General features: G+C 38.6%; 23 protein-coding genes. 9 read left to right on the top strand and 14 right to left on the bottom strand.

The annotated features are described in order from the left end of the window. Positions 1–288: 288 nt before the first annotated feature. Positions 289–834 (top strand): gamma carbonic anhydrase family protein, encoded by a 546-nt coding sequence (locus tag B0169_RS03285; RefSeq protein WP_077284498.1) that lies wholly within the window; start codon positions 289–291, stop codon positions 832–834. 8 nt (positions 835–842) lie between these two features. Here B0169_RS03285 and B0169_RS03280 read toward each other — a convergent pair whose 3' ends face one another. The 5 genes from B0169_RS03280 to B0169_RS03260 form a co-directional block, all read right to left on the bottom strand. Next, positions 843–1,076: a hypothetical protein gene (locus B0169_RS03280; protein WP_077284497.1), complete on the bottom strand. Its 234-nt coding sequence runs from the start codon at positions 1,074–1,076 to the stop codon at positions 843–845. A gap of 19 nt (positions 1,077–1,095) precedes the next feature. Then, the gene (gene aroE, locus B0169_RS03275; protein ID WP_077284496.1) at positions 1,096–1,908 is read right to left on the bottom strand and encodes a shikimate dehydrogenase; all 813 of its coding nucleotides are present in this window, start codon (positions 1,906–1,908) and stop codon (positions 1,096–1,098) included. A gap of 115 nt (positions 1,909–2,023) precedes the next feature. After that, positions 2,024–2,701, bottom strand: coding sequence for an OmpW/AlkL family protein (locus tag B0169_RS03270; RefSeq protein WP_077284495.1), 678 nt, complete (start codon positions 2,699–2,701; stop codon positions 2,024–2,026). Between the two features lie 243 nt (positions 2,702–2,944). Continuing rightward, positions 2,945–3,850, bottom strand: coding sequence for an oxygen-dependent coproporphyrinogen oxidase (gene hemF, locus B0169_RS03265; protein ID WP_077284494.1), 906 nt, complete (start codon positions 3,848–3,850; stop codon positions 2,945–2,947). Next, positions 3,847–4,392 carry an L-threonylcarbamoyladenylate synthase type 1 TsaC gene (locus B0169_RS03260; protein ID WP_077284493.1) on the bottom strand — a complete coding sequence of 182 codons (546 nt, stop codon included), beginning with the start codon at positions 4,390–4,392 and terminating at the stop codon, positions 3,847–3,849. Before B0169_RS03260 ends, hemF begins: the two co-directional genes overlap by 4 nt. Before the next feature lie 232 nt (positions 4,393–4,624). Here B0169_RS03260 and B0169_RS03255 point away from each other — a divergent pair, with 232 nt between their 5' ends. Next, positions 4,625–6,571, top strand: a complete 1,947-nt coding sequence (locus tag B0169_RS03255) for an alpha/beta hydrolase family protein (RefSeq protein ID WP_077284492.1) — start codon at positions 4,625–4,627, stop codon at positions 6,569–6,571. Between the two features lie 67 nt (positions 6,572–6,638). On the opposite strand, the gene B0169_RS03250 is transcribed toward B0169_RS03255, so the two are convergent. Continuing rightward, positions 6,639–8,273: an acyl-CoA synthetase gene (locus B0169_RS03250; protein WP_077284491.1), complete on the bottom strand. Its 1,635-nt coding sequence runs from the start codon at positions 8,271–8,273 to the stop codon at positions 6,639–6,641. A 350-nt stretch (positions 8,274–8,623) separates the two neighbouring features. Between B0169_RS03250 and purE the strand changes: the two genes are divergently transcribed. Further along, complete coding sequence (gene purE / locus B0169_RS03245) at positions 8,624–9,106, top strand: 5-(carboxyamino)imidazole ribonucleotide mutase (protein ID WP_077284490.1); 483 nt, start codon at positions 8,624–8,626, stop codon at positions 9,104–9,106. Positions 9,107–9,116: 10 nt separating this feature from the next. Further along, positions 9,117–10,274: a 5-(carboxyamino)imidazole ribonucleotide synthase gene (locus B0169_RS03240; protein WP_077284489.1), complete on the top strand. Its 1,158-nt coding sequence runs from the start codon at positions 9,117–9,119 to the stop codon at positions 10,272–10,274. 62 nt (positions 10,275–10,336) lie between these two features. Here the strand turns inward: B0169_RS03240 and B0169_RS03235 are convergent, their stop codons facing one another. The 4 genes from B0169_RS03235 to B0169_RS03220 form a co-directional block, all read right to left on the bottom strand. Then, positions 10,337–10,903, bottom strand: a complete 567-nt coding sequence (locus B0169_RS03235) for a DNA topoisomerase family protein (protein ID WP_077284488.1) — start codon at positions 10,901–10,903, stop codon at positions 10,337–10,339. A gap of 94 nt (positions 10,904–10,997) precedes the next feature. Next, positions 10,998–11,471 (bottom strand): DUF494 family protein, encoded by a 474-nt coding sequence (locus B0169_RS03230; RefSeq protein ID WP_077284487.1) that lies wholly within the window; start codon positions 11,469–11,471, stop codon positions 10,998–11,000. A 2-nt stretch (positions 11,472–11,473) separates the two neighbouring features. Then, the gene (gene dprA, locus B0169_RS03225; protein WP_077284486.1) at positions 11,474–12,613 is read right to left on the bottom strand and encodes a DNA-processing protein DprA; all 1,140 of its coding nucleotides are present in this window, start codon (positions 12,611–12,613) and stop codon (positions 11,474–11,476) included. A 33-nt stretch (positions 12,614–12,646) separates the two neighbouring features. After that, positions 12,647–13,735, bottom strand: a complete 1,089-nt coding sequence (locus B0169_RS03220; protein WP_077284485.1) for a LysM peptidoglycan-binding domain-containing protein — start codon at positions 13,733–13,735, stop codon at positions 12,647–12,649. A 116-nt stretch (positions 13,736–13,851) separates the two neighbouring features. Between B0169_RS03220 and def the strand changes: the two genes are divergently transcribed. The 4 genes from def to trkA are packed head-to-tail and all read left to right on the top strand — an operon-like array spanning position 13,852 to position 18,122. After that, the gene (def, locus tag B0169_RS03215; protein ID WP_077284484.1) at positions 13,852–14,367 is read left to right on the top strand and encodes a peptide deformylase; all 516 of its coding nucleotides are present in this window, start codon (positions 13,852–13,854) and stop codon (positions 14,365–14,367) included. Positions 14,368–14,409: 42 nt separating this feature from the next. Beyond that, on the top strand, positions 14,410–15,408 hold the full coding sequence (fmt, locus tag B0169_RS03210; protein ID WP_077284483.1) for a methionyl-tRNA formyltransferase: 999 nt from the start codon (positions 14,410–14,412) through the stop codon (positions 15,406–15,408). A gap of 2 nt (positions 15,409–15,410) precedes the next feature. After that, positions 15,411–16,718: a 16S rRNA (cytosine(967)-C(5))-methyltransferase RsmB gene (rsmB, locus tag B0169_RS03205; RefSeq protein ID WP_077284482.1), complete on the top strand. Its 1,308-nt coding sequence runs from the start codon at positions 15,411–15,413 to the stop codon at positions 16,716–16,718. Positions 16,719–16,742: 24 nt separating this feature from the next. After that, positions 16,743–18,122 (top strand): Trk system potassium transporter TrkA, encoded by a 1,380-nt coding sequence (gene trkA, locus B0169_RS03200; protein ID WP_077284481.1) that lies wholly within the window; start codon positions 16,743–16,745, stop codon positions 18,120–18,122. Between the two features lie 35 nt (positions 18,123–18,157). Here the strand turns inward: trkA and B0169_RS03195 are convergent, their stop codons facing one another. From B0169_RS03195 to B0169_RS03180, 4 genes are all read right to left on the bottom strand, one after another. Then, positions 18,158–19,624 carry a TrkH family potassium uptake protein gene (locus tag B0169_RS03195; RefSeq protein WP_077284480.1) on the bottom strand — a complete coding sequence of 489 codons (1,467 nt, stop codon included), beginning with the start codon at positions 19,622–19,624 and terminating at the stop codon, positions 18,158–18,160. 6 nt (positions 19,625–19,630) lie between these two features. Continuing rightward, a complete protein-coding gene (locus tag B0169_RS03190) occupies positions 19,631–20,257 on the bottom strand; it encodes a YigZ family protein (protein ID WP_077284479.1) in 627 nt (208 codons plus the stop codon). A 12-nt stretch (positions 20,258–20,269) separates the two neighbouring features. Then, the gene (pepQ, locus tag B0169_RS03185) at positions 20,270–21,589 is read right to left on the bottom strand and encodes a Xaa-Pro dipeptidase (RefSeq protein WP_077284478.1); all 1,320 of its coding nucleotides are present in this window, start codon (positions 21,587–21,589) and stop codon (positions 20,270–20,272) included. Positions 21,590–21,698: 109 nt separating this feature from the next. Continuing rightward, positions 21,699–23,618, bottom strand: coding sequence for a transglycosylase SLT domain-containing protein (locus B0169_RS03180; RefSeq protein WP_077284477.1), 1,920 nt, complete (start codon positions 23,616–23,618; stop codon positions 21,699–21,701). Positions 23,619–23,809: 191 nt separating this feature from the next. Here B0169_RS03180 and tusA point away from each other — a divergent pair, with 191 nt between their 5' ends. Then, positions 23,810–24,052, top strand: a complete 243-nt coding sequence (gene tusA, locus B0169_RS03175) for a sulfurtransferase TusA (RefSeq protein WP_077284476.1) — start codon at positions 23,810–23,812, stop codon at positions 24,050–24,052. Positions 24,053–24,257: the final 205 nt, after the last annotated feature.

The raw sequence follows: 24,257 nt of genomic DNA, 5'->3' as shown, positions 1-24,257 counted from the left end.
GACTTGTCCCGAAGAAGTGGAGCGCATTTTAGAGATTTATCGCCCCGCGTCAACCGCTAATTGCAATTAAATTGATAAAAGTGGTTTGTTTGCTTCTTATTTGTACAGCAGCGTCAGGCAATGTACTTTTACTGCTCAAAAAGCTGAATATTAAGACAGTGATTTTATTTTTTGTTTACTCTTGAGCTCTGCATTTTTGCCATTGCTCGTCATATTGCTATGAAAAGCACTATTTCATGATTAATTTTTGTTAATATATTGCTATCAATCGTTAAAAAGCTTTTATATATGCAAAAAAATAATTTTCGACACTACCACGGTATTAACCCGTTATTAGGCAAAGCAGTTTATGTTGATGAAACAGCGGTACTCGTTGGGGATATCACGTTAGGTAATGATACTAGTATTTGGCCCTTAGTCGCGGCAAGGGGTGATGTTAATAAAATAACTATTGGCGCAAGGACTAATATTCAAGATGGTAGTGTGTTACATGTCACTCGAAAAAGTGCAGCTAACCCTAATGGCAACCCTTTAGTTATTGGTGATGATGTGACTGTTGGGCATAAATGCATGTTACATGGTTGTGCATTAGGAGATCGTATCCTTGTTGGTATGGGGACTATTATTATGGATGGTGCGACTATTGAGAATGACGTATTCATTGGTGCTGGTAGTTTAGTGCCTCCAAACAAAACATTAAAAAGCGGTTATTTATATGTCGGTAACCCCGTAAAACAAGCAAGATTACTTAAAGAAAGTGAAGCTAAATTTCTCAAGCAATCAGCCATTAATTATGTGGAATTAAAAGATGAATATTTAACTATGGATGATTAAAACCTCAATCATCTCATGTTTATATGTATTTCATTTCCTTCTGGCTCATTTTTTTCGAGCCAGAGTTCTGCCACTTCTTCTAAATCATATTTTGTACAATTATCAATTTTCGCTATGTTTTTTAACTGCACTGAGTGAAAAAATATAGTGACTCTTTGCCCTAATAACTGACCGGTCAATGCCCATGCGTCATGTTGTTCATCAAAATGTAGGTCATCATTAAATAAAAATGCTTGATTCATACTATTATACTCTAGGTTTTTACTTCAATTGAGTTCTTAATGTTGTCAGAACAGGTTCTATATCTGGACTAACACCTCGCCATAACTTGAAGCTTTCGGCGGCTTGTCCTACCAACATACCTAACCCATCGATAATATGCTTAACCCCAAGAGTTTTTGCTTGAATTAAAAAAGCGGTCGGATGTTTGCCATAGACCATATCGTAACAAGCTACTGCGCTTTTTATGGTGGCGTTTGAAATGGGTAAACTTTCGCCCGACAACCCTGCCGACGTTGCATTAATAATAATATCAAAAGATAACTGCTCAGTATCAGCAAACGTTACAGCATGTATTGCCTGATTAGGATATTGACTAACAATGGCTTGCGCTTTACTGAGTGTTCTATTCGCAATAGTTAACGATGTTGGTGATTGCTCTAATAAGGCTTGCACAACACCTTTAGCCGCTCCGCCAGCACCAAGCAATAATATTTTACTATGTTGTAGCGTAATTTTTTGCCTGAGTAAGTCGCTTACTAAGCCCACACCGTCGGTAGTATCACCATAAATAGTGCCGTGATTAAATATTAAGGTATTAACAGCGCCCGCTAATTTTGCCCTTTCACTCAATTCATCACATATATTAAAAGCTTGCTCTTTAAAAGGCGCGGTGACATTAGCACCTTTACCATTTTGTGCAATCAACTCTCTTACTGCTGACTCAAAATTTCCCAGCTGAACCAATTCACTTTGATAATGAATGTTCTGCTCGGTTTGCGTGGCAAATTGTTGATGAATAAACGGAGATTTTGATTGAGCAATCGGATTGCCAAATACACGGTATTGATCCATGAGAATACTTGCTGAAGTGTTTAGCTGTAGACTAACCTAGTTATGAAAAGATTCAAACAAAAAAGCAGTAATTGAATTACTGCTTTTTATATTTCCAGTTAAATAAACAGTAAAGCTAAAATTTATAACCTAGCATAAGTGAGTAAACCATTGGGTCAACATCAATATTTGCTTTACCAACGCTTGCCCCACCGACATCGAATGTAGCTTCGGTAGATATATCAATATAACGAATAGAAGCGTTTATTGACCATTTGTCATCTAAATGATAATCAGCACCTAATTGTGCAGACAAACCAAACGAGCCGTCTAAATCTAAGTTACTTAAACCCAAAGATTTTGGAGCTGCTGCAAAATCTTCATCAAAGAAAACAGTATAGTTAATACCAACACCAACATAAGGCTTAAAGGCTGAATTAGTATCAAAGTAATATAATGCACTTAATGTTGGTGGTAAATGTGATACTTCACCTAAGTTAGCGCCATCAACTCCTAGCACTGAGTTTTTATCTTGAATAGTAACATCATGCGTAAAAGGTGTAGCCGCTAATAATTCAATTGCCCAGTTATTGTCGTAGAAATAAACAAAATTCAAACCTAACTGCGTATTATCGTCAACTGTTAATGTCATCGTTGAATCAGCGCCGCCCAACATAATGTTAGATTTATCACTATCAGGGTTAACCATAGTTGCACCACCACGGACAATAAAATCACCCGCTTGATTAGCGAAAGCTAAAGGAGATAATGTAAGAGCGGAAAGTATTAATCCATTAATTATTGATTTTTTCATGAGAGCATTACCTTTTGTTAAATATAAAAATATTGAATTCGTTTAATGAGGTAATTTTACGCCTGCTCGATAATAGAGTAATTGATCTAGCACAAAGTTTTTAATAAACCACAAAATAAATAGGGTTTATTTAAGAATATGAATTACATTGCTGCGGTTTTGTGATTTAAAGCACAAAAACAAGATATCGAGTCGTACTTGCTACAGATACATTGTTTTTGTGTTGTGAGGTGAATAAATAGCTTATAACCAGTTTTGTGCAACTAGATAGTTTTGTAATTTTGCCTCTGCAGAACCATCGTCGGCTTGAAAGTTATACTCCCAACGAGCCAGTGGCGGCATTGACATTAATATAGACTCAGTTCGACCACCAGATTGTAAGCCAAACAAAGTACCGCGATCGAACACTAAATTGAACTCTACATAGCGACCTCGACGGTATAACTGGAATTGGCGATGGGTATCATCATATGGTGTGGCTTTACGCTTTTCTATCAAAGGTATATAAGCGTCGATAAAGCCTGCACCAACGGCTTTAATGTAATCGAAACACTGTTCGAATGACCACTTATTTAGATCATCAAAAAACAAACCACCAACACCCCTAGTTTCATTTCGATGCTTTAAATAAAAGTATTCATCGCACCATTTTTTATATTCAGAATAAACTTCTTCGCCAAAGGGCTGACAAATATCTTTAGCGGTTTGGTGCCAATGCACAACATCTTCTTTAAATGGATAAAACGGCGTAAGGTCAAAACCACCACCAAACCACCATACCGGCTCCTCACCTTCTTTTTCAGCAACAAAAAAACGAACATTAGCATGAGAAGTTGGAACAAATGGATTTTTAGGGTGAATAACTAAAGATACGCCGCAAGCTTGCCATTTTCGGCCGGCTAATTCTGGACGATGTGCTGTTGCCGATGGCGGTAATTTATCACCCGATACCACCGAAAAGTTTACACCGCCTTGCTCAATAACATCACCATCAGTAAGTACCCGGGTTCTACCACCTCCGCCCTCTGCACGTTGCCAATTATCTTCTATAAACTTGCCCCTGCCATCAGCAGCTTCAAGCTCAGCGCAAATTTTATCTTGTAGTGATTTCAGAAACGTAATAACAACGTTTATATCTATAGTGCTCATGAGCGAATAACATCTCCAGATAATGCATCAATAATTGTAGATGGCTGTTTAAAGCCCAACGTTTTACCTTTAATAATATAATCAATTTTTTCAGCGAGTGTATTGGGTATATCTTGCCAAGTTTTTGCTGGCGCTTGACCACTTAGATTAGCACTAGTCGAAACAATAGGTTTATTTGTCGCTTTACACAGAGCAACCACATCAGGTTGGCTAGTAACGCGCACTGCAATAGTATCAAATCGGCCAGTAAGCAATGCTGAAGTATTAACATTTTTAGCAACTAATTGCGTAATACCATCAGGCCATCGAGATAACACAGCAAAACGCTTATCTTGTGGTATTTTACTATCATCTATATAAGGAAGTAGTTGGGAATAATTACCGGCTAGCAGTATCAAGCCTTTATCTACCGATCGAGCTTTAATAGACAATAGCTTTTCAATTGCCTGCTCATTATCGGGATCACAACCTAAACCAAAAACGGCTTCAGTCGGATAAGCTAAAATACCGCCCTGTTGAAAAGTTTCTAATGCTGTCGTCATTGCGTTTTATTACAGTATATAAATAAAAATAATTTACCTGTGATTATACGTTTTTTTTATTGTTGCTGTATTTAAATTTTACAAGGTAAAAATCACATAAAAATCAATCATCCTTGTTTCTTTATTGAAAAAATATTAAAGTTCGGCATCGTTTTTGGATGTACGATATGGCTAGTAATTTATATCTCCCATCATCTTTAAAACATTAAATAAATTAATGGAATGACATTTAATGAAAATATTACAAAGCTTTTTCTTAGCAACTTTACTATTACTCATCAGTTCTACTTTATTTGCCAAAGATTGGGAGCACCTGTTTGATCACCCACAAAATAGAAGCGCTAAAATATCCCCTGATGGCAAGCATTTAGCACTAACAGTTCGCCATGAAGATAGTGCAATATTACTATTTTTCAAACGCGATACTATGCAACCGGTTGGTAAGGTTGATTTTCACGATAATTATGAGCCTGGTGATTATACTTGGGCAAACAATGAACGTGTTGTTATACAATTAGTTAAGCGACTTTATACTAGTGAACAACCCGTATCTTATGGTGAACTCTTTTCTGTTAACCTTGATGGTACAAAGGGAGAGACGATATATGGGATGCAAGCTGGTGATGGGCGCGCAAGTGGCAGACTTAAAAAGAAAAAAACAACTTACGGCTGGGCAAGGATTATCGATATTCTGCCGGAAGATCAAGACCATATATTAATTAGTTCAACACCTATGTCTAAGTCTAGAGAGGACCTAGCGTCGGTTCTAAAACTTAATATTTATTCTGGTATTATCAAGAAAGATTATGGCAAAGCTCCAATATCATTCGCCAAATTTCTAACAAATAAAGATGGAAAGGCAATTATTGTTTCAGGTACAGACAAAAATAATGATCAGAAAGTTTACCTAAAAAAAGACAGCGAGTGGCATCCTTTACCTGAAGGTATCGTCAGTACTAGCGTAAATATCATTTCACTCAGTGAATCTGGAAAGTTTCTCTACACTATTGATAGCCTCAACCAAGATCGTCGAGGAATCTTTAAGCTAAATTTAGAAGATTACTCCTACAGCAATATATTTACCGATAAAGCAGTGAATATAACCGATATAGAAATGTCTACTGATGGTCGTTTAGCATATGCAGTACGAGTTGACGACGGTTACCCTGCCTACGTTATGCTTGATAAAACTAATGACGAGGCAATGACATTTAAAATGTTGTTACAGTCATTCCCTTATAGCGAAGTAAATATCACCAGTCGAACAAAGGATGGAAATTTTTATATTATTTATGTTTCTTCTGATATAGACCCTGGCAGCCTTTATTTATTTGATAAAAAAGCAAAGAAAATAAGCTTATTATTTAAATATTTCCCAAAGATTAATAATAAAGCACTATTACAGATGGAGCCAATCAAAGCTAATGCTGCTGATGGCACTATTATTAATGGTTACTTTACGGCAGCAAAATCATCAACAAAAGCCAACCCCGCCCCTGTTGTTGTTATGGTTCATGGCGGGCCACATGGTGTTCGCGATTATTGGGGCTTCTCAAGAACAGTACAATATTTAGCGCTCAATGGTTATTCGGTGTTACAAGTTAATTATCGTGGCTCTGGTGGATATGGTGATGCCTTTGAAACATCAGGTCACCGCGCTTGGGGCTCTTTAATTCAACAAGATATTTATGACACCTACCAATCATTAATAGAGCAAGGCAAAGCGCTTAAAGGCAAGGCCTGTATTATGGGAGCAAGCTTTGGCGCTTATTCAGCTGTGCAGAGTGCCGCAATTTATCCAGATACCTATCAATGTGCGATCGCCAATGCTGGTATTTATGATTTAGAATTGATGTTTGAAGAAGGTGATGTTACTGAACGAAGAGCTGGCCTGAGCTATTTGAAAAAAGTACTAGGCACTGATAACGAACAATTAAAAAGTATGTCGCCAGTAAACTATGTCGAAAAAATAACTATACCTTTATTACTAGCACACGGTGAAGATGATGAGCGTGCACCAGTAGAACACGTTGAACGACTTCGTGAAGCGTTAGATAAGATTAATAAGCCATATGAGTGGTATGTTGTCGATAACGAAGGTCATGGCTTTTATAACCCTAGTAATCAAAAAGCCTATATGAAGAAAGTTTTAAGCTTTTTAGAAAAACATCTAAAATAAAGTTCAGCCTGCTAGCTGAATAAGTTATAAAAAAGCCTGAATTAATTCAGGCTTTTTTGGCTACGCTTTATGCTGATTCAAATAATGTTTTAATTTTTTGTCTTAGAACAAATTTTTGTACTTTTCCGGTCGATGTTTTTGGTAGCTCACTAAAAACAATGGTTTTAGGTACTTTAAAGCCTGCCATATGATCTCGACAATGTTGAATAACATCTTGCTCTGAGAGACTTTGCCCACGCTTCAAACAAATAAATGCACAAGGTGTTTCACCCCACTTTTCATCTTTCTTCGCGACAACAGCCGCTTCTAAAATAGCGGGATGCATATACAACACGCCCTCTATTTCAACGGAGGAGATATTTTCTCCGCCAGAAATAATAATATCTTTTGAACGATCACGAATTTCAATATAACCATCAGGGTGCTTAACCGCTAGATCACCGGAATGAAACCAACCATTTGCAAAAGCTTCTTCTGTGGCTTTTTCATTTTTCAAATAGCCTTTCATCGTAGTATTACCACGAAACATTATTTCACCGATAGTTTCACCATCAGAGCGAACGGGTTCCATGGTGTCGGGGTTAAGTACATCAACTTCTTCCTGAGTAGGATACCTTACACCTTGACGTGCTTTTAATGCCGCACGTTCATCAGCACTTAACGCATTCCATTCATCTTTCCACTCACTAACTACACAAGGCCCATATACTTCAGTTAAGCCATAGCTTTGTGTAATTTCAATACCTAAACTTTCGATACCTTTAATGACGGCCGCAGGTGGTGGAGCGCCAGCCGTCATGGCTTTAATATTTTGAGGCAATTGGGTTAGTAAGCTTTGATCAGCATTTAAAATCATATTAAGTACAATAGGCGCTCCACAGAAGTGACTCACCTTATGTTCGATCATCGCATTGACAATTGCGCCAACCTCAACCTGTCTTAAACAAACTTGCGTGCCCCCAACTGCCACAATAGTCCAAGGAAAACACCAGCCATTGCAATGAAATAAAGGCAAAGTCCACAGGTAAACTGTATTACTATCTGTTGGCCAAATAAAATTATGTCCAATCGCATTAAGGTAAGCCCCGCGATGAGAATAAACGACACCTTTTGGATTGCCCGTTGTACCTGAAGTATAATTTAGCGCTAATGCTTGCCACTCATCATCAACGTGAGATTCAACAAAGTTTTCATCTCCTTGCGCTAATAAGTCTTGATACTCCATGGTACCAATTCGTTCACCACCAGGACCTTCAATATCATCAATATCAATAACGAGAGGTTGTCGCTTAGAAAGTGCCAATGCTTGTTTAATAACACCAGAAAACGCAGTATCAGTAAGCAAGACATCACATTCACCATGATCCATAATAAAAGCAATGTTTTCAGCATCAAGGCGAATATTAATCGCATTTAGCACGGCCCCAGTTAAAGGCACGCCATAGTGGGCATCAAGAAAAGCAGGAATATTTGCCGCCATAATGCTAACGGTTTGTCCCGGCTTTACGCCATGTTTAATTAATCCAGAGGCTAAACGACGAACATTTTTTCGATACTCATCATAAGTAATTCTTTGCTTGCCATGAATAATCGCTATTTTTTCAGGGTAAACATCCGCAGTACGATTTAAAAAATTAATTGGCGTTAATGGTTGGCTATTAGCAACAACCTTATCTAAACCTTGGTCATAAATATTACTCATGCTTTTCCTCACTTACTTATCGAAGTAACCTTGTAGATAGCAATTTAAACAATACATAATTTAGATATTGTTTAAACCAGTAAAGTACGGTCACCTTAATTATATTTAGCCTACACATGAAAATAATAATACGCGGATAATAAAATTAAAAAATCATCCTTTGGTCTACATCCGTGGTATTTAATACTGTTATATGAATGCCGTGCAAGATTTGTCATTTCAGAATACTTTTAAACACGTTATAATATTGAGCTAAATTTCGCCTAATCGTTAAATAATATCAGAGAAAGCATTCACTCTATTAATATAAGGTTAGGTTTAAAATCACATCATCAAAAGGCACTAAGTATATGAAAGTTGGAATTATCATGGGGTCAAAGTCGGACTGGCCGACAATGCAGCACGCTGCTGATATGTTAGATTTATTTAACGTTCCTTATGAAACAAAAGTAGTTTCAGCACATAGAACGCCTCACTTACTTGCTGAATATGCTGAAAGCGCCAAAGCCCGTGGCATTCAAGTGATTATTGGTGGCGCTGGTGGCGCTGCACACTTACCCGGTATGACCGCTGCATATACCAGTCTGCCTGTTTTAGGTGTGCCTGTTCAATCGAAAGCCTTAAGCGGCCAAGACTCTTTACTCTCTATTGTTCAAATGCCAAAAGGAATTGCTGTTGGTACTTTGGCAATAGGTACAGCTGGCGCCGCAAATGCAGGTCTATTAGCCGCACAAATCATCGGCCTCACTGACCCTGCTGTGCAAGCGGCGGTTGAAAAATTTAGAACTGAACAAACACAAACCATTCTTGACAACCCAAACCCTGCACAATAAGGCTAACTAAATGAATGTTTTAGTATTAGGTGCAGGCCAACTGGCTCGAATGATGGCATTAGCAGTCAAGCCCTTGAATATTAATATCAGAGCTTTCGACGTTAGCTCTGGCAATGTCGTCGATCCACTAACAAGTAACATTATATTTAATGACTTAGCTCAAGGTATAGAGTTTGCTGACTTTATCACCGCAGAATTTGAGCATATCGACCACCAAACACTTGCTACGTGCCAAGCTTCAGGAAAGTTACGACCTGCAAGCCAAGCGATTAAAGTTGGTGGCGATAGACGTTTAGAAAAAAGCTTGCTAACTCAGTGTGCTGTAGCCAATGCACAACACAAAATTATCGAAACTAAAGCCGACTTTGATCAAGCTTTGAATCAACTATCTTTTCCTTTAATTTTAAAAAGTGCTCTCGCTGGCTATGACGGTAAAGGCCAGTGGCGCTTAAAAGATAAAACCACAGCTGAAGAGGTTTGGCTTGATATTAAAGCTTTTTTCGATGGTGGGGAGCAAGGCGTAAAACATGCGGTTATCGCAGAACAAATGGTGCCATTTGATCGTGAAGTCTCTTTAGTAGGTGTTCGCGACAGTCAAGGTAATACCCTTGTTTACCCTCTGACTCAAAATCATCACAGTAAAGGCGTGTTAAGTGTATCTATTGCCACTCACGTAAATGAGATATTACAAACACAAGCGCAACAAGTATTTGACAGCATTGCTAAAGAATTAGATTACGTTGGTGTGTTAGCGATTGAATTTTTCCAAGTTGGTGAACAATTATTGGTTAATGAAATTGCTCCTCGTGTGCATAACTCTGGGCATTGGACACAACAAGGCGCAGATACTTGTCAATTCGAGAATCATTTACGCGCAGTTTGTGACTTACCATTAGGTAGCACTGAATTAATTCGCCCAACCGCTATGATCAATATCTTAGGTGAAGACAGCGTACCTAACGAGATATTAAACGTCGCAAGCACAAAATTACATTGGTATGGAAAAAGCAAACGAGCAGGTCGTAAGATGGGACATATTAATGTTTCAGGTAAATCTGAAGCGCAATTAGCCTCACGATTAATGCTATTAGCTAATTTATTACCAGAAGCAGCATTTGATGAACTTAAGCCTTATATCGCCGGCTACCAAAACAGTTTAAGCAGCTAAAATTAATGATTAAAAAGCCAGAAGTAAAACACTGGCTTTTTATTTAGCCATAATAGCAACCGTTATATTTTTTGAAAGTGTCCGCAAGATTTAGCAGCGCACTGTAACTTCTCACCAGCTGCCATTTGTCTTTTTAGCAACAAACCAAAGCCACATTTTTCACATTCACCGGCTACAGGTTGATGATTCACAGCAAACTTGCATTTAGGATAACTATCGCAAGCATAAAATGTTTTACCGAATCGACTAGTTTTTGACTGTAGGTGCCCTTTCTTACATTGCGGGCAAGTAACATCTTGCTCTGCTATAGCATTATCATCTTCATGAACAATATGATGACAGTCTGGATAGTTAGTACAACCAATGAACATGCCATAACGACCTTGCTTAACCGCAAGTTCATTGCCACATTCAGGGCATTCACTTCCAACAAGTATTTTATCATCAACCCGTTCGTGTTCGACAACAGGCCGAGTATATTGACAGTTTGGGTAACTAACACAACCAAAAAATGAGCCTGATTTACTGTGCTTAATAACTAACTCAGAGTCACATTGCGGGCAAGTTTCAGTCGTTTTTTCTAAGGCATGTTCATGGCGTGAAAATAGCGGTTTTTCGGGGTTTGACATAATAAATGCACCTAAAAAATTAAGTGCATATTATGCCATATTTTAATCATATAACTGTAGTGTAATTTTCAAGCAAGTTAATGGCTGCGTAACGCTAGTGTAATGGTCCTTCCCGCTCATCAAATATTAAATCTTCCATTTGAGAGTAAGCACTTTCTTTACCTGGAACATTAAATAGCACCATTAGCACTACCCACTTTAAATCATCAATAGAGAAAAACTTAGTGTCTAGCTCCATTACTCGGTCGATAACCATTTCACGGGTAGTAAAGTCTAATAAATTCACTTGTTCTAGAAACATAAGAAAACCCCGACATTCTACATCGAGAATTTGACTTTCTTCACTGGTATAAATTCTAACCGACTGGTTGCCCACTCGGGTCAAATATGGATAAGTTTCAGTATCTTGTAAGGCCGCAAGTTTTTCCAGCCATGCAAGAGCTTTATATATTTCATCTTGGTGAAAACCAGCACGGGTTAATTCATCCGTCAGTAAATCATGATCTACCATTACTTCGGCTTCACTATGAATATAATTTTCAAAAAGGTACATCAAAATATCAAACATAACTAGCCCCTATTTAATTTAAGGTAGCCCCCTGGCACCGCAGATACAAGACCTTTCAATTCAAGCACTGTTAATCGAGTTAGTACTACATTTATGGGTAGTTTACTCCGAGACACCACCATATCTACCGGGGTGACTTCGTATCCCACACTAGCTAACATTGGATCGTTAAACAAGTCCTGTGGTTCATTTTTTTCTATCGAACTAGCTTTTTCATTGTTTCTACCTAAGTTTAGACTATCACTAATAACATCTTCAAACTCTTCTTCTATATCGGCAATAGTCTCAACAAGTTTAGCACCTTGTTTAATTAACCAATGGCAACCCTTTGCTTGCAAGTTATAAATTGAGCTTGGTACCGCAAAAACCTCTCTCGCTTGCTCTAACGCGCAGCGTGCAGTGATCAACGAGCCACTCTTTAATGATGCTTCAACCACTAAAACGCCTAAACTTAAGCCACTGATCAAGCGATTTCGTTTCGGAAAATGCCCAGCTTTAGGTGCTATACCAGGAGCAAACTCACTGATAATTAACCCCTTATTTTCAATAATATCTTGTTGTAGTTTTCTATGTCGAGCGGGATAAGTCATATCTAAGCCTGTAGCAACAACCGCAATGGTATAACCGGCTTGATGCAAAGCGCCTAGATGCGCCTGAGCATCAATACCTAGCGCTAAGCCACTGGTTACTACAAATTGTGCCGTTAATTGCCCAGCTAATTTATGGGCAATTTCTCGGCCAGAGACGCTAGCATTACGACTACCAACAATGGCTATTTTGGGAAGTAATAATAATTCGACATTGCCACGGACAAATAACACTAACGGAGGATCATAGATTTCTTTCAATAATGAAGGGTATACAGGATCATCATAAGCAATGACTTTACTTTGACAACGCTCTGATTCAGCAATTATTTTAGTAAAACTATGCCAGTCAGGTGAACTAATCGCCGCACGTTGCGGCCCAGTAAGGCCCGATTGACTTAAACTGACCTGCTGAGTAAATAATGCTTTTAAGCCAAATTTACTCACTAAAGCAATTTTTTTATGACTCGCTAGTCGTGGAATAGCTTTTACCGCTAGCCAATAATGCAAAGAAGTTAGCTCAGTTACTGCCTTATTATTGCTAGTATCTGTCACCGTCTTCTCCTTAAAAGTGACTAGCTATAAATATTATGGTGCTATAACGCCATCAAGCACACGTAATGCTTTTTCTGAGCGAATAACTAGCGCCATACTTACACTATCGTAAACTTTAAAAACCATCACTTGACCAATATTCTCAGTAGGCATGTCATAATCAGCACGATTATCACCACCTATTCGATTCCAACGCGAAGTATTATGCGTATATTCAGGACCACTATCAGTGTTGAGTACAGCTGGACTTTTTCGACTAACAGTCAATACATCGCCAGCTTGAACCGCTTGTTTCGTTCCTTGGTTTATCATTACCACATCAAATTTAGCAAACTCGCGCAGTTTTGTGACAGAGCTAATAATAAGACCTTTAGTATTTTTAGCACTGGCCCGCATAGTAAAAACAGCAGGATACTGCTGCTCGTCATTTACTGGCACTACAAAGGCTCCAGAATGGATTTCACGTTTTACACCATCAATATAAAGCGTACTTGGCAGCTTCTTGCTTATATCGCCACGTTCTACTGCTTTCCCAGTACCAACAAGTACGATGTTATAACCTAGGTTCTCTGCTGTGACGGGGTCAACAATAGCGCTACCTTTATGATAAATAGCATAGCTCTGACCAATAATAAGATCATTGTTTACATAAGCTTTAAAGCCATCGAGGCTAGATTTATAACCTTTATCACTACCAATAATATAGGGAAGATGTTCCAAATCAGCTAATGTTTTTACACTGTCATAGCGAATATAAGGCGCAATAGCCTGCAGAGGCAAGGTATTAATTGGCATTTGATTTTTTGATTGCTGACGAACTTTAGGTGACCATTTTAGCTCAGGCTTACCTTTGACTAACATGGGTTGACCTTGTGCATCAAAAACTAAACGTAGTTCATCACCAGGGTAAATTAAATGAGGGTTGTTAATTTCAGGATTAAGGCGCCATAATTTTGGCCACAACCAAGCTTGGTTAAGAAAAATACCAGATATATCCCAAAGGGTATCACCTTTTTTTACAATATAGGACTTTGGAGCATCAGGCTTTAATGTTAACTCATTAGCCAATAAAGACAGCGACATAAAAATGCCAAGTATTAGCGAAAAAATTCTTATTAGCATGTTAATCTGCCTATTATTATAGGTTTTATCCTAAACCACTATGATTAATTTCAATTAATGGCTAAAATTGAAACATAACACTCTATGCGATATTTCGCGAATTCTTTTGAAAATTTATGGCTATTTTACCTGTATTACGATTTCCTGATGAGAGATTGAGAACTAAAGCACAACCAGTAACTGAAGTTAACGATGAAATCCGTACTATTATCAATAACATGTTCGAAACCATGTATGCTGAAAATGGTGTTGGCTTAGCGGCAACTCAAGTTAATATTCACCAACGAATTGTTGTTATCGACGTCTCAGAAAACAAAGAAAAACCTTATGTTCTGATTAATCCTGAAATCACCCGCAAAAGTGATGAAACGCTGATTAATGAGGAAGGTTGTCTATCCGTACCTGGCTGTTATGCGAAAGTCGACCGTAGTGTCGATGTTACCGTTACGGCGCTTGATGAAAATGGTAAAGCATTCAGCTTAGATGGTGAGGAGCTATTAGCTATTTGTATTCAACATGAACTTGATCACCTTAATGGTGTGCTATTTGTTGATTATTTATCGCCACTTAAACGTCAGCGCATTAAAAAGAAACTAGAGAAAGAAGCGCGTTTAGATAATGCAAACGCGTAAAAACTGTCTTTTAAATAACTCACTTGTATTCAGGAAACTCCATTGTCCAACGCTGTAACTAAACCATTAAATATTATTTTTGCTGGTACCCCAGACTTTGCCGCCCAACATTTGGCAGCACTATTGCAATCAGATCACAATGTAGTTGCGGTATATTGTCCGCCTGATAAGCCAGCCGGTCGTGGTAAAAAGCTAACAGCTTGTGCAACTAAACTTTTAGCCTTAGCGCACGATATTCCAGTTGAACAACCTGAAAACTTTAAAGCGCAAGAAACACATACGGCATTAGCAAGTTATCAAGCAGACGTTATGGTTGTAGTCGCATACGGTTTATTACTCCCAACAGTGATACTAGAAACGCCAAGATTAGGCTGTATTAATGTTCACGGTTCTATTCTACCTAAATGGCGCGGAGCTGCACCCATTCAACGCTCTTTAGAAGCAGGTGATGCTCAAACGGGCGTAACCATAATGCAGATGGATAAAGGTTTGGATACCGGCGATATGATATTAACCTCAATATGTGATATCACGCAGGAAGATACCAGTGCGAGTTTATATGACAAGCTAGCCAAGCTTGGACCTCTTGCATTAATAGACACCTTAACCCTAATGGCTAAAGGTTCTTACACACGCCAGCCACAAGACGACAACCTAGCAACCCACGCCGCTAAACTAGACAAAGCAGACGCAGAATTAAACTGGCAATCACCTGCTAAGGTACTAGATCGTAAAATTAGAGCCTATATACCTTGGCCCGTAACACAATTTACTTTTAATGATGGTAGTAAGCTGCATCGTATACGTGTATGGCAAGCCAGTGCACTTGATATCAAGCATGAACAAAGTGTAGGTAATATTCTTAGCGCAGATAAACAAGGTATTGTTGTCGCAACCCTTGACGGCGCTCTTAGGTTAGAGGTTATTCAATTACCAGGGAAAAAAGCCATGGCTGTTGCCGATTTATTAAACGGGAAAGCGGATTGGTTTGCGCCAGGTGGCTCAATAAATGGTCTAGAAACAACACAAGGGCAACAGTAATTATGGCTGCAAACCTTAGAGCATTAGCTGCCCGATGCACTTTTGCCGTGGTCGATAAAGGTCGGAGTTTAGCTGACGAGTTACCCCAGCAACTAGCTAAAATCGAGGGTAAAGATAAAGGCTTACTGCAGGAACTTTGCTATGGAGTATTAAGGCATCTACCTGAATTAGAATATGACGTTCGTGAATTCATTAAAAAACCATTAACCGGTAAACAGCGCGTTGGTCATTTTTTAATGTTAGTGGGTATATACCAAATAAAATATACTCGAATTCCCGACCATGCTGCATTTAATGAAACAGTTTCGGCCTGTAAACCTTTGAAATGTGATCACTTAAAGGGTGTGATTAACGGCGTATTACGAAACTTTCAACGTCAGCAAGCCGCTCAAGATAATCAAGCCAGTTCTAACAAATTGCCCGACGCCGTAGCTTTTAACCACCCTTCTTGGTTTATTAAAAAATTACAAAGCGCTTACCCTCAACAGTGGCAAGCAGTATTAAACGCCAATATGCAGCGTCCACCTATGTGGTTACGAGTAAACCAGCTACACCATAGTGTTGATGAGTATTTAGTTTTACTTACTAATGAAAAAATTGAACACTTGCTAGTTGATAAAATATCTGGGGCTATCAGACTAACAGAAGCTATTGATGTCAATAAGTTACCTGGCTTCCAACTTGGTTGGGTATCAGTTCAAGATGGAGCAGCACAACAAGCTGCTCTTTTACTTGCTTGCCAACCTGGTGATAATGTCCTTGACTGCTGTGCTGCTCCTGGCGGAAAAACCTGTCATATTCTCGAGTACAGTCCTCAAATAAAGTCAATGACCGCTATTGATATAGAAGCCTCGCGCCTAGTGCGAGTGGAAGAGAATTTACAACGATTAAACTTACAAGCCAATGTAGTCGCTGCTGATGCGGCAACACCTGAGAAATGGTGGGACGGAAAATTATTTGATCGCATACTACTTGATGCACCTTGCTCTGGTACCGGGGTAATTCGACGTCACCCTGATATAAAATGGTTACGAAAAAGCCAAGACATTAGCGCCCTAACCGAGCTACAGCAGGATATTCTCAAAAACATATGGTCTTTGTTGAAGCCTGGTGGTACTTTGCTATATGCAACATGTAGTATTTTACCTGAGGAGAATAGTGAACAAGTTCAGCGCTTTATTAATGACAACCCTGATGCTGAGCATATCGCTATAACCGATCAGGTTAATGATATTGGCTGGCAAATATTACCCAATGACAATTCAATGGATGGTTTTTATTACGCTAAGCTAATTAAAAAATCACTGTAAAAACAACAATAAAAGCAATATTAAATGAAAATAATAATTATTGGTGCAGGACAAGTTGGTGGAACATTAGCTGAAAACCTCGTTGGTGAGCAAAACGACATCACTCTGATTGACACCAACAGTGAAACTCTACGTGAATTGCAAGATAAAATGGATTTGCGTGTTATTACTGGCCATGGCTCTCACCCAGATATCCTTAAACAAGCAGGTGCCGAAGATGCCGAACTTATTGTTGCGGTAACCAATGATGATGCGACCAATATGATCGCCTGCCAAATATGTTATTCGTTATTTAATACCGCTAATAAAATTGCCCGAATTCGCTCAAGTAAAATACTAAAGTATCAAAAAGAGCTTTTTCAAAATAAGAACATACCTGTTGATCATGTTATTGCACCAGAGCAACTCGTAACACGTGATATTGCCCGACTGATTGATTACCCCGGAGCACTGCAGGTATTAGAGTTTGCTGAAGGTAAAGTCAGCTTAGTTGCCGTAAAAGCTTATTATGGCGGCTTATTAGTCGGTCATGCCCTATCTACGCTACGTGAACATATTCCGAATATTGATACTCGTGTTGCAGCCATTTATCGAAACGGTAAACCAATAAGGCCACTTGGTACGACGGTTATTGAAGCTGATGATGAAGTGTTCTTTATTGCCGCGAGCATTCATATTCGAGCAGTAATGAATGAATTGCAAAAACTAGAAGCGCCCTATAAAAAAATAATGATCGCTGGCGGTGGTAATATTGGTGCAGGCCTAGCTCGGCTACTAGAAAAAAATCACCAAGTTAAATTAATAGAACACTCAGCTAAACGTGCTGCACATTTAGCTTCTGAATTAAATGATACCTTAGTTTTTGCTGGTGACTCTTCTGATCAAGAATTATTAATGGAAGAGCACATTGATCAATTTGATGTTTTTATTGCTGTGACGAATGATGATGAAGCAAATATTATGTCATCACTACTCGCCAAACGTTTAGGTGTACGTAAAGCCATGGTGCTAATTCAGCGAAGTGCATACATTGATTTAGTGCATGGTAGCAATATCGATATCGCAGTGTCTCCACAACATGCAACAATTTCAGCCTTATTAACCCACGTTCGCCGAGGCAATATTAATAATGTTTACAGTTTACGTGGCGGTGCAGCAGAAGCGCTAGAGATTGTTGCTAAAGGTGATGAAAAGTCATCTAAAGTTGTTGGTAAAAGTATCCAGCAAATTAAGTTACCACCTGGGACAACTATAGGTGCAATTGTACGTAATGATGAAGTGCTAATTGCCCATTCACATACGAAAATTGAAGCTGAAGATCATGTGATATTATTTTTAGTGAATAAACGTTATATCAACGATGTTGAAGCCTTATTCCAATTAGATGCGATAACATTCTTCTAAGCATTCAACCTGACTAACAGCCCGAACAAAAAAGATTATGTTCGCCAAAATGCTGGTGTGAATAATACCAGCAAGGTGAAAATTTCTAAGCGCCCAAATAGCATTGCAACAACTAACACCCACTTGCTAAAGTCGGTAATATCAGCGAAGTTTGCGGCAACCTGCCCTAAACCAGGACCTAAATTATTTAGACAAGCGGCCACAGCAGTAAATGCAGCTATATCATCCATACCGGCAGCTAAAAGCAATAGCATACAAATCACAAAAACAGCGGCATAGGCAGAAAAGAAGCCCCAGATTGCTTCAACAACACGGTTGGGTAAGGCCTTTTTACCTAATTTAATTGTAAATACCGCTTTTGGGTGTACTAATTTATTAAGTTCTCGAACACCTTGAAGGTAAAGGAGCAGAACTCTGATCACTTTCATACCACCACCGGCACTCCCCGCACAACCCCCTATAAAACTTGAAAATATTAATAATATCGGCAACAGCGTAGGCCAATTAGCAAAGGAAGCTTCATTAGCTGATGCTGCGGAAAACCCAGCAGTAGTACCAATAGATACCGCATGAAAAAGTGCTTGCTCAAAATTCTCAAAACCAGATTGATAAACATTAAAGCTCATCAAAACAACAAAGCAAATCAGTGTTAACACCAACTGAATACTTAAAAAGGCTTTAAATTCTGAATCATAAAAATAACTTCGTAAAGATCGACTGTTAACTACCGCAAAATGTAGGGCAAAGTTTACCCCTGCAACCAATAAAAAGAATACACAGATAAAGTTAATTAATGGACTGTCAAAGTAACCCATACTCAAGTCATGAGTTGAAAAGCCACCAATCGCGATAGTAGAAAACGCATGACAAATAGCATCAAAAAGATTCATGCCTGCAGCCCAATAACACAAAGCACAAGCAACAGTTAACGTTACATAAATCATCCATAAGTGCTTTGCAGTATCAGCAATGCGCGGGGTCATTTTGGAGTCTTTTACTGGGCCTGGCATTTCTGCACGGTATAATTGCATACCACCAATACCGAGCATAGGTAAAATAGCCACAGCGAGAACAATAATCCCCATGCCTCCTAACCACTGCAATTGCTGTCGATACCACAACACAGCATGCGGCAAACCATCAATTTTAGTTAAAATCGTTGCTCCAGTTGTTGTCAGCCCTGAAAAGGACTCAAAAAATGCATCGGCAACAGACAGATTAGGCTCATCTAATAGCAATAGTGGCACCGCAGAAAAGCTTGCCAAAACAGTCCAAAACAAAACAACAATTAAAAAGCCTTCACGTGCTCTCAAATCACTTTTTTCAGCACGATAAGGATACCAAGCCAGTAATCCCGCGATCAGACAAAAAACAAAGGACATTAAAAAAGAAACACCGCCACCATCACGGTAAACGAGAGAAACAAAAGCTGGCGGTAACATTGTCACACTTAATAAAGCGACGAGTAAGCCTAATATTCGGATGATATTTTTAAATTGCACGGTAGTTTATTGTTGCTTTTTAGTTGTCGGTTGTAGTGTTAACTGCCCAGCAGACATTGTTTGTAATTGCTGCTGGAAAAGCGCAAGCTTTTCGTCTGGTAATGACAATGTTAAGACAATGTTTTCATTGTAGTCTTGTTGAATAATCTCACCACCAAACTGCCCTAGATAGTACAAAACATCATTCATCTGGTTATATTGACACGCTAGTGTTTTACGTACCATAGGAATTTTAATTTTTGTCGGTAAAAGCGCCAATGCTTGCTTAACACTGCCACCATACGCTCGCTGTAATCCGCCAGGGCCAAGTTTAGTGCCTCCAAAATATCGCACAACAACAGCGCAAACTTCCCCTATTTGACTGCCTATTAGCATACTTAACATCGGCTTTCCCGCAGTACCAGATGGTTCACCATCATCAGAAAATCCATATAACTGACTATTTTCAGGTCGGCCAGCAATAAAAGCATAACAATGATGACTGGCCTGTGGATGTATAATTTGTAAGCTTTTGATAAAAACCTTAGCATCAGCGGCACTGGTACAAGGGTTAAGGTAGCAAATAAAGCGACTGCGTGTGACAATTGTTTCATCAATTACCGCTTCAGCCGCTATTTCATATGGTGTTGACACTTATTTATTCGCTTAATTTAATTCAAAGTCTCGTGTCATGTTTTCATTGTGTGATTGGTGAACAATAATATTATCTTCAATTCGAATACCGCCATATGGACGCATCGTATCTACTGCTTGCCAGTTAACCATTTTACCATTCGTAGATTGTTTTAAATCAGCAAGCAATGAATCGATAAAATAAAGTCCAGGTTCAATCGTAAAAACTTGGTTACTTTCTATGATACGTGATGTTCGTAAAAAGGCATGCTGCTCAGGGGTATTTACGTGAGTACCACGTTCGTCAGCCATAAAGCCACCAACATCATGAACTTGCAAGCCTAAGTGATGCCCTAATCCATGTGGGAAGAAAGTTGAAATTATGCCGCTATCGACCGCCGTATCAACATCGACATTAATAAAATTAAACTCTTTTAGTACTTTGCCTATTTCACGATATGTTGCAATGTGCAGATCAACGTAACTAAGCCCAGGCTTTAAGCCATCAACCGCATTTAGCATCAAACTGTCCATGCGAGTAATTAGTTCAGCAAACCTATCGCACTTAAAAGAGTAAGTACGTGTTATATCCGAAGCATAACCATGAAAATTGGCGCCAGCATCTAATAAAAAAGAACGATGCGCTTGCGGTACATCACGATCTAACGCGGTGTAATGTAAAATAGAAGTGTTTTGATTCAAGGCAACAATATTGCCATAAGGTGTTTCGCTTTCAACATGTTGTGTCGCTTTAAGGTAAGCATGTTGAATATCGTACTCTGAAGCGCCATCAAAAAAGGCAGCCTTTGCTGCTTTATGGCCTTTAACTGCAATAGCGTTAGAACGACGCATGCACTCTTGCTCATATGATGTTTTATAAGCACGATGGAAGTGTAAATAATTGATCAAGGGCTCAGGGTTGATATGTTCAAAGCCTAACGCTTTTGCCACTTCAATATGAGCACCAATATAAGCAAAGCTTTTTTTGTCATAAGGCAGTAGCTTATCAACCTCGCTAGCTTTAGCCAGAACTTTAATATCAAAAAACTCATTCCAGTAGCTATCAGCTAACTCAATAACTTTATGCCAAAAATCAACCGGTTGGTAATAAATTAGCGTTGGCTTATCGCTGCCATTCACCAATAGCCAACAATTAGGAATATCAACTAAAGGTAACCAAGCTTTAAAGTGAGGATTAACACGAAATGGATAGCTGTTATCGTCTAAAAAAGCCTTAATCTCTTGGCCAGAATGAATAACTAAACCTTCAAGGTTCTCTCTTGTTAATACAGCTTTAGTTCTTTTTTGTAATTCAGCAACATGAGCTGGATAGTGACTCGCTAGTGTATTCATCTGGTAACTCTCTAAATTTCTTGTTGTTTTAATTATACCGCGTTTAGCGCGATATGATAATCCTTATACCTAGGATACTTCAATATGAAGTGGCACCAATATATATTTGCTACTCATTTATATTCATAGCAATAATTTGATCAAATAACGAAGCCGTCTGCCCTACTTTGTGCTGATATATTTGTTGATATGCTAGAACACTTTTAACGTATTCTCGTGTTTCCTTATAAGGAATCGTCTCAATCCAAACATCTGCAGGTAGCGATTCAGCATTTTTTAGCCACGTTTTCACTCGATGAGGACCAGCATTATATGCTGCGGTTGCAAGCACAGAATTGCCATCATGACGATCTAATAGCTTTCGTAAATATTTAGTACCTAATTTGATGTTATTTTTAGCATCAAACAAATATTGATTCGAAACTGTTTTACGCGCTAATTGCTTTGCCGTACCAGGCATTATTTGCATCAAACCTTTAGCACCTGCAGATGAATTAGCATCAGACATAAATGAACTTTCACGCCGAGCAATAGCAAATGCCCATGCTGAGTTAATTTTTTGATCGCCCGCATAATGTTTAATCTCATCTTCAAAGCCTAATGGAAAACGTAAATCAACATCATCAAGATAGCCAACCTTGGCTAAGGTAAATATTGCTCTGTCATACCACTGCATCTCATTTGCAATTTTCGAAGCGACTAACTTATCTCGTTTATTGAGTTTAGATAACCAATAGTTCCATTCTTGACGTGCGTGATGAAACCGACCAATAGCAAACAACTCAAAGGCTCTTTTCGCTTCAGGGCTTTTAATAATCAATGCTTTTTCATCGGCACTAACATTTAGGGGCATATTCTGAAAGTTAGCCGGCTTATTTAAGTAACTGGCCGCTAAAAAACCATAGTAATGACGACTTTCAGCCAGTTCATTTAAAAGTTTATTTCCGACTTCTAACTCACCTGTTGCCAGTAAACTTCTGCTATACCAATATCGCCACTTTAAACTTTTTTGGGCAATTTCAGGTAATGCCTCCAATTTGGCTTTAATATTTTGCCAATTTTGATCCCGTAATGCATCAGTTATGTACCACTGGGTTAAGTTACTATTAAAGTGTTTGTCAGCAACTTGCTCTAACCAACCGGCTGCATCGACATGATTTTTACTCGCTAATGCCAAAGCAAACTTTAAAGTAATTTGCTGTTGCTGATGCTCTGTAAATGGTAGTAACGTTTTGGCTAAAGCATAAGTATCGATAGCCTGTTGTGGTGCGCGCCATATTAAACGCTTTAAACCGTAAGCAACAATCTCAGCTTCTCTTGGAGTTTTATGCTTAAATTTTGCCAACCGCTTTATATAAGCAGGATTGCGACGTACTTTATGCCAAAGTTCAGCTAAGTACTGCTCATTTTTGGGTAGCAACAGAGTTAAATAAGGAATTAAGGTGTGCTTACCGCCATCAGCGGATAATACGATACGTTGCCAAATAATGTCATTCGTGCGATAGCCCGCTTGTTGCCACTTTTTAAAGAGTGGATCACAAACTTTAGGTTGAGACTTACCAACCAGCCAAAGTGGTGTAACTTTTGGTAGTATTTTTTCGGCAACAACGCCAGACTTTAATTGAAATAAGTAATGTTGACAGGTTAACTCGACATTACTGGTTGCTTTAAAAAAGCGTTGAAAAAGTACCGACTTATTACGCTTAGCTAAATAGTTAAGCCATTTTTTTCTCAATGGCCAATCTAATGGTGTGCCTTCATACTTGTTTAGAAAATCGTTAATTTCCGCCGTTGATGACAAATTAATTTTTGTCATCAAACGTTTCTGATCTAAATAAGGTTGCAGAGGGTAATAGTGCAGTTGATTATATAAGTTTTCATATGTTGCAGAGCCACTATTCCACACTTGCTTTTCTGCTTGCAAAAAAGTTTTTCGCTGTAAGTTTTCATCATTTGCAAAACTTGCTGTGCTCGCCAACAGAGCACTCAGTAATATATTTTTTAGAAATCGGAAACTACCTAACGGCATTGGGTGACCTTGAAAAAATAAGCGTAGTTCAATTATTCACTCCTAACGTGACAAAGCAAGTCTATTCACCATATTTATCTATTAAATTGTTAATACAGTCACTTAATTATCCTCATATTGGGGTTGCGCTAGTGTAAATAGGCTTTAAAATTAGCAGCAATATATTCTCTAGCAAGTTAACTTTAATAACTATGACACTTCCAGACACTGATCATCAATTAGATGCAATAGGATTACGCTGCCCAGAGCCGGTAATGATGGTACGACAAAAAATTCGTCAAATATCAGTTGGTGAAACGCTGTTAGTTAGCGCTGATGACCCTTCAACCGCAAGAGATATACCAAGTTTTTGTCGTTTTATGGAACATCAACTCATCAGCCAACAGGTGAAAGAGTTACCTTTCCAATACGTTATCAAAAAAGGCATGGCTTAACCCACTCAGACTTTCTCTTATCCCCATAGCATTTGTTACTATTCAATCTTAACAAATGCTCTGCTGCTTCAAATAACAACTCATATATAATTAAGTATGTTTTGCTTTTGGCATATTATCATCTTAGTTTTCGTCATTTAGGTGAAACTTTTCGATGTTAGCCACACTGTGTTAGTAAACTTTAAACCCTAACTAGGCAAACTAT

The organism is Cognaticolwellia aestuarii (assembly GCF_002000025.1).
In the GTDB taxonomy this organism is placed as follows: Bacteria; Pseudomonadota; Gammaproteobacteria; order Enterobacterales; family Alteromonadaceae; genus Cognaticolwellia; species Cognaticolwellia aestuarii.
This window is presented reverse-complemented; position numbering and strand designations above follow the sequence as displayed.

What these genes read in the sequence shown, in the direction of transcription:
- B0169_RS03285 (WP_077284498.1), top strand. Translation starts at nt 289, where the DNA reads ATGCAAAAAAATAATTTTCGACACTACCACGGTATTAACCCGTTATTA.
- B0169_RS03280 (WP_077284497.1), bottom strand. Translation starts at nt 1,076, where the DNA reads ATGAATCAAGCATTTTTATTTAATGATGACCTACATTTTGATGAACAA.
- aroE (WP_077284496.1), bottom strand. Translation starts at nt 1,908, where the DNA reads ATGGATCAATACCGTGTATTTGGCAATCCGATTGCTCAATCAAAATCT.
- B0169_RS03270 (WP_077284495.1), bottom strand. Translation starts at nt 2,701, where the DNA reads ATGAAAAAATCAATAATTAATGGATTAATACTTTCCGCTCTTACATTA.
- hemF (WP_077284494.1), bottom strand. Translation starts at nt 3,850, where the DNA reads ATGAGCACTATAGATATAAACGTTGTTATTACGTTTCTGAAATCACTA.
- B0169_RS03260 (WP_077284493.1), bottom strand. Translation starts at nt 4,392, where the DNA reads ATGACGACAGCATTAGAAACTTTTCAACAGGGCGGTATTTTAGCTTAT.
- B0169_RS03255 (WP_077284492.1), top strand. Translation starts at nt 4,625, where the DNA reads ATGAAAATATTACAAAGCTTTTTCTTAGCAACTTTACTATTACTCATC.
- B0169_RS03250 (WP_077284491.1), bottom strand. Translation starts at nt 8,273, where the DNA reads ATGAGTAATATTTATGACCAAGGTTTAGATAAGGTTGTTGCTAATAGC.
- purE (WP_077284490.1), top strand. Translation starts at nt 8,624, where the DNA reads ATGAAAGTTGGAATTATCATGGGGTCAAAGTCGGACTGGCCGACAATG.
- B0169_RS03240 (WP_077284489.1), top strand. Translation starts at nt 9,117, where the DNA reads ATGAATGTTTTAGTATTAGGTGCAGGCCAACTGGCTCGAATGATGGCA.
- B0169_RS03235 (WP_077284488.1), bottom strand. Translation starts at nt 10,903, where the DNA reads ATGTCAAACCCCGAAAAACCGCTATTTTCACGCCATGAACATGCCTTA.
- B0169_RS03230 (WP_077284487.1), bottom strand. Translation starts at nt 11,471, where the DNA reads ATGTTTGATATTTTGATGTACCTTTTTGAAAATTATATTCATAGTGAA.
- B0169_RS03220 (WP_077284485.1), bottom strand. Translation starts at nt 13,735, where the DNA reads ATGCTAATAAGAATTTTTTCGCTAATACTTGGCATTTTTATGTCGCTG.
- def (WP_077284484.1), top strand. Translation starts at nt 13,852, where the DNA reads ATGGCTATTTTACCTGTATTACGATTTCCTGATGAGAGATTGAGAACT.
- rsmB (WP_077284482.1), top strand. Translation starts at nt 15,411, where the DNA reads ATGGCTGCAAACCTTAGAGCATTAGCTGCCCGATGCACTTTTGCCGTG.
- trkA (WP_077284481.1), top strand. Translation starts at nt 16,743, where the DNA reads ATGAAAATAATAATTATTGGTGCAGGACAAGTTGGTGGAACATTAGCT.
- pepQ (WP_077284478.1), bottom strand. Translation starts at nt 21,589, where the DNA reads ATGAATACACTAGCGAGTCACTATCCAGCTCATGTTGCTGAATTACAA.
- B0169_RS03180 (WP_077284477.1), bottom strand. Translation starts at nt 23,618, where the DNA reads ATGCCGTTAGGTAGTTTCCGATTTCTAAAAAATATATTACTGAGTGCT.
- tusA (WP_077284476.1), top strand. Translation starts at nt 23,810, where the DNA reads ATGACACTTCCAGACACTGATCATCAATTAGATGCAATAGGATTACGC.